Source organism: Rothia amarae, from assembly GCF_042677725.1.
GTDB classification, from domain to species: domain Bacteria; phylum Actinomycetota; class Actinomycetes; order Actinomycetales; family Micrococcaceae; genus Rothia; species Rothia amarae.
The window spans coordinates 157,285-161,972 of sequence record NZ_JBHUCN010000002.1 but is presented as its reverse complement, the minus strand read 5'-3'; the positions used below and the strand labels follow the sequence as shown (position 1 = coordinate 161,972).

Sequence of the window (4,688 nt, the reverse complement as noted above, 5' to 3'; positions counted from 1 at the left end):
AGGCTTACATATTTTTTTCTTGGTTTGGTTGTGTTTGCGTCCACTGTATGGTTTTGAAATAACAAAACACTATTTTCTTGATGAAAATGGCACGAAATTCAGACCCCGTAAGGGTCTTTTTTCGTTTAAGGATTTTTTTTATCCTTCTCTCTAAATAACATTCAAAGAAACCAAAATGACGGGGTGAGAGAGAATTCCGCTAGGGTAATACACATGGAAAATCTGTTCTCCCACGTTCCGGCACTCAGCGAAACAGCTACACCAGCGGCATCGAGCAATACGTTGCAAACTGCAGTGTATGTCCAACTCGATCTCTCGCTCGAAGAGAGCTGGCTAGCATTTACCGAATATACCCACCTTTGGTGGCCCCATCAGCTCAAACGAGATGGTGAGAGCTACATAGAAATAGGGGAACGTCTTCTTCTCGAAGAGACAGAAGGCGGCGAGAAAATCGTGCTGGGAGAAACCCAATACTTTGCAACACAAGACGTTATCACAGTACAAACCCACCCCGGAGAACTCAATGACGCGTTCAAATCAGGGGTGAGCTTTGTCTTCGAGAAGGAATCAGAGAAGTCTTCCACTGTTGAGATTTGCTCTGGACTTATCAAGCCTAGAGACCTAGCTGATTTAGAACTAGGAGTGAGCGCAGAAGACCTAGGAGCAGCACAGCTTCTCTTATCTGGATTTGCTCGCTTTATGAAGACCACCCTGATTGTAGAGGATTTGTCTTCCAACTAATTTTTACTCAAGTACTGAACCTGCTCCAAAAACCGTTTATATCTGCGCGTAGCGAAAGCCAAGCCTTGAGTATGAGGGCGAGTTCTTCTGGACTATCCTCAAAATTCACCCCTGCGTCAGCAGAAGTGTACTCCACTCGCATACGAGAAATAGAACGACAGCGAGAGATCGGAGCCATCGACCACAGAACCTCAATAGAGGCAGCCGGCGACTCTATTGCCGTTGAAATGAGCTCAGCGAGACGTTGGTGAAATCCCCCTAAATCCTGCTGCTCTTCATTGGTTACAGCTACCAAATTGCGTCGTGGAGCCTTAGGGAGCGCCATGACGTGTAAGGGACTACTAGCGGCGTAAGGAACAAAGGCAACACAATGCTTGGTCTTTACTAGCACCCGGGTACGAACGACGAGTTCAGAGACCAATACGTCAGAGAGTAAATCCGCAACACGCCGCTTTGCCCAGCGCTCTGCCTGGAAGTTAAAGATTTCCGTTAGTTCCGTGGGTTCTGAAAAGCCCTGCAGGGTTGCGAACGTTCTGGCGCCCTCATGGTGTTCATCGATAGCTAGCTCAGTAACGTCCTCGCATAGAACAAGCAGCTCAAAACGATTGATACACTCACCGAAAGAAAGCTCCGCATTGTGGGCCGCCCTCGAACCGAATACCGATATATTTTCAGAAACTATCGGAGGCTGAGGACGGTGCCCCAGGGTATTTGAGAGGTGGGAAAGAGGATCAGGGGCTTCGTCTTTCAAATCCCTCATGGACGAGGGTGGGCATAGAACCATGGAGACTGTTATTGAGCTGTAAAGTCATGATGCAATAACCACCTTCTCTACGAGTTCTCTGAGCTGATCTACGGCGCCCTGAGGCATTTCAGGGTCGACTATGACCACATCAACTTCGTTCTACTGGGCAAAAGTGCTGAGAGCCGTAACTCGCCATTTGGAATGATCAAATACGACAATCACTTGATGGGCTGAGCTAATCATCGTACGGAGAGTTTTTGCTTCCTCTACAGAAGAAGTAGTCAGACCGGCAATCGGATCAGCGGCGTGAAGACTCGTGAAGAGGGTGTTAAAATGCAGTCTTTCCAGGCTCGCTAGGGCGAGAGGCCCAATCAACGCTTCGGTCGGGTGCGCGTGCCACCAGTTACGAAGAGCTCCACGGTTTCAGGATTTTTGAATTCATCGGCAATTCGGGTGGAGTTAGTAATAACCGTAAGGTTTTGATGCTTGAATGCCTGCGCTGCAATCGCCGCGCAGGTGGTGACTGCGGAGAAAGCCAGCGAAGCACCGTCGTGAATGAACTCGGCTGCTACACGGGCTAAAGCCTCTTTGGCAGTGCGGTTAGTAGAAAATTTGGTGTCGAAGGTGGGGTTATTGGTGGAGTGAACGGAACGGGCGTCACCATGAACTTTAACGATGAGGCCGCGTTCAGCGAGTTCGGAGAGATCTTTCAATGAGCTCTGCGGTGGATACGGTCCCCCCGCTGATCGACCTCTGTAATGATGAGGCTGTGTCGTTCGTCTGCTAACACCGGAGTGATCTCTTATGACTAAAAATGATTGAAACTGATTAATCCAGTACATAAATAATCATAAATGGTCACTAATTTGCAGAAAAAATCATTAATACAGGATTATCCAAACATGACCTGGAACGCTAAGAAGAACATAAGAAGAGCGATGACGCCGTCGAGAATTCTCCACGCGTCAGGTTTGGCAAACAGTGGACGAAGGAAACGAGAGCCGTAACCTAAAGCTGTAAACCAGAGAATTGAACCGGTGATGCTGCCAAGGTAGAACCACCAGCGCCCGGTCTCCCCGTGGGTATTGGCTAGTGAACCCAGAAGTACGAAGGTGTCCAGATAGCAGTGGGGGTTCAAATAGGTGATAGCGAAGGTAAACGCCAGGGCTTTACCAACGCTCTGCGGCCCCTGCTCGCTAGGATCAACAGTGAGGGTGGAAGGGTTGAGGGCTCGTTTTGCTGCAGAAAATCCATACCAAACGAGGAATGCGCCGCCGAACCATCGGAGAGCTTCAAGAACCCAATCAAAACCTTCAGCGAGCTTGCCTACTGACCAAATACCGGCACCAATGAGCAGAACATCGCCAAAAATACAGAAAAGCACAATGGGCGTGACGTGTTTTCCAATAATCCCCTGGCGGAGGATAAAGGCATTTTGAGCACCGATTGCAACGATGAGAGAGAGGCCGGCACCTAGTCCCATGAGTACGGTGGGGAAGTTTTCGGAGAAGTTCATAAGATAGAGAGTAGAGACTTTTGAAACATAAAACCATCTAATGATTCTTAGTGAGCATAAGATTGTCTTATGAGATTTACAGCTGAACAACTCCGCACCTTCGTACTGGTGGTCGAATTTGGAACTTTCGAAGCTGCCGCGGATCTGCTGATGGTGAGCGCGTCCGCTATTTCCCAGCGCATCAAAGCGATGGAACAGACAGCAGGCCGCGTACTTATCAAGAGAACAAACCCTGTTGTGCCGACGGAAACGGGCGAAATTGTTCTGCGCATCGCCCGGCAAAGCGAGTATCTCAGCAGTGAACTGGAGCGGGAACTAGGTGGAAGCGGAGGAGAGCGGACTATTGCGATTGCTGTGAATGCAGATTCACTCTCCACCTGGTTGCTCTCTGCCGTGGGTAAACTAGCGCGTGAAGACCGTATTTTCTGTGATTTGCGCAGAGAGGGAGAGCAGTACTCTTCGGCGCTATTGCGTTCGGGGGAAGCCATGGCTGCCATTACCTCTGATCCGGAGACAATTCCCGGCTGTACGGTGGAGAAGCTCGGCAATGTGCGTTACTGGATTGCGGCGTCGGCGGAGTTTGTGCATCGGCATTTTAAACACTGGCCGAAACAAATCACCGTCGAAGAGCTCAACGCAGCCCCCACCATCGAGTATGACCACAAGGATGTGGGGCAGAAATCATCTCGCGCACTCATCTTGAAAAATTTTGGGTTGGACGAGACGGTGGAAGGGGAATCGCCGAGTGTTTATGTGCCGTCGTCGCCTGATTATGCTCGTGCTATCTATGAAGGTATTGGGTGGGGGATTTTGCCCACCGCCCAGTGCGAGCAGCAGTTGAAGAGCGGGGAATTGGTGCTGCTTGCCTCTGAGCCATTAGATGCACCGCTCTACTGGCAAAGGTGGAAAATTTCTTCAGAAGTTTTAGATGTAGTAACCCACAGGGTGTATGAGGCGGCAAAAACGCTCTCATAACCTGCTTTTTTCTAGGAGAAATAAGTTTCTTTGTAAAATTTCTTAATATTTTCCGCAGAACGGTTGCTTAAAAAATGCTTTACACGTAAAGTAATTTTTGAAAGCGAAGGAACACTTCAACAAGATTTCTTGAAAGGCAAAATATCATGGCAGAACTTACTCCCGGCGTTTGGACCCTCGATGCAGCACATACCGAAATCGCTTTCTCCGTGCGTCACGCAGCGGTTTCCAAGACCCGCGGTCGCTTTGAAGAAGCTGAGTCAACGGTAACCGTTGCAGAAAACGTAGCCGACTCCGTTGTTGAGACATCCATCAAGATTGATTCATTGGATACCCGCAATGCTGATCGCGACAGCCACCTGAAGTCTGCAGACTTCTTCGATGCTGAACAGCACCCTACCATGAACTTCAAGTCCACCTCTTTCGAGCTTGACGGCGAAGACTTGGTCGTCAAGGGCGATCTCACCATCAAGGGCGAAACCCGCTCGGTAGAACTCAAGGGCGAATTTGGTGGCGTTGCAACCGACCCCTTCGGTACCACTCGTTTTGGTGTATCTGTTTCCACTCAGATTTCACGCAAGGAATTTGGCATCACCTGGAACGCAGCTCTAGAAACCGGTGGTGTATTGGTTGGTGATAAGGTCACCATCACCATCGATGCTGAGTATGTAGCTCCTCAGGCATAAATTTGATGTGTGAGCAGTAGCTCGC

7 protein-coding genes are annotated in these 4,688 nt (G+C 49.4%); 3 read left to right on the top strand and 4 right to left on the bottom strand.

Annotated features, from left to right (window positions below):
• The first annotated feature begins 213 nt into the window (after positions 1 to 213).
• On the top strand, positions 214 to 741 hold the full coding sequence (locus ACFR81_RS00935) for a hypothetical protein (RefSeq protein WP_343876004.1): 528 nt from the start codon (positions 214 to 216) through the stop codon (positions 739 to 741).
• Between the two features lie 7 nt (positions 742 to 748).
• Here the strand turns inward: ACFR81_RS00935 and ACFR81_RS00930 are convergent, their stop codons facing one another.
• From ACFR81_RS00930 to ACFR81_RS00915, 4 genes are all read right to left on the bottom strand, one after another.
• Positions 749 to 1,492 carry an HIT domain-containing protein gene (locus ACFR81_RS00930; RefSeq protein WP_343876002.1) on the bottom strand — a complete coding sequence of 248 codons (744 nt, stop codon included), beginning with the start codon at positions 1,490 to 1,492 and terminating at the stop codon, positions 749 to 751.
• Positions 1,493 to 1,645: 153 nt separating this feature from the next.
• A complete protein-coding gene (locus ACFR81_RS00925) occupies positions 1,646 to 1,861 on the bottom strand; it encodes a sugar phosphate isomerase family (protein ID WP_377148590.1) in 216 nt (71 codons plus the stop codon).
• A complete protein-coding gene (locus tag ACFR81_RS00920; RefSeq protein WP_343876000.1) occupies positions 1,858 to 2,199 on the bottom strand; it encodes a DeoR/GlpR family DNA-binding transcription regulator in 342 nt (113 codons plus the stop codon). Before ACFR81_RS00920 ends, ACFR81_RS00925 begins: the two co-directional genes overlap by 4 nt.
• A gap of 179 nt (positions 2,200 to 2,378) precedes the next feature.
• Positions 2,379 to 3,002: a LysE family transporter gene (locus ACFR81_RS00915; RefSeq protein ID WP_145177163.1), complete on the bottom strand. Its 624-nt coding sequence runs from the start codon at positions 3,000 to 3,002 to the stop codon at positions 2,379 to 2,381.
• A gap of 69 nt (positions 3,003 to 3,071) precedes the next feature.
• Between ACFR81_RS00915 and ACFR81_RS00910 the strand changes: the two genes are divergently transcribed.
• Both ACFR81_RS00910 and ACFR81_RS00905 read left to right on the top strand, forming a co-directional pair.
• Complete coding sequence (locus tag ACFR81_RS00910; RefSeq protein ID WP_343875997.1) at positions 3,072 to 3,977, top strand: ArgP/LysG family DNA-binding transcriptional regulator; 906 nt, start codon at positions 3,072 to 3,074, stop codon at positions 3,975 to 3,977.
• A 146-nt stretch (positions 3,978 to 4,123) separates the two neighbouring features.
• Positions 4,124 to 4,663, top strand: coding sequence for a YceI family protein (locus tag ACFR81_RS00905; RefSeq protein ID WP_343875995.1), 540 nt, complete (start codon positions 4,124 to 4,126; stop codon positions 4,661 to 4,663).
• Positions 4,664 to 4,688 lie beyond the last annotated feature (25 nt).

What these genes read in the sequence shown, in the direction of transcription:
- ACFR81_RS00935 (WP_343876004.1), top strand. Translation starts at nt 214, where the DNA reads ATGGAAAATCTGTTCTCCCACGTTCCGGCACTCAGCGAAACAGCTACA.
- ACFR81_RS00915 (WP_145177163.1), bottom strand. Translation starts at nt 3,002, where the DNA reads ATGAACTTCTCCGAAAACTTCCCCACCGTACTCATGGGACTAGGTGCC.
- ACFR81_RS00910 (WP_343875997.1), top strand. Translation starts at nt 3,072, where the DNA reads ATGAGATTTACAGCTGAACAACTCCGCACCTTCGTACTGGTGGTCGAA.
- ACFR81_RS00905 (WP_343875995.1), top strand. Translation starts at nt 4,124, where the DNA reads ATGGCAGAACTTACTCCCGGCGTTTGGACCCTCGATGCAGCACATACC.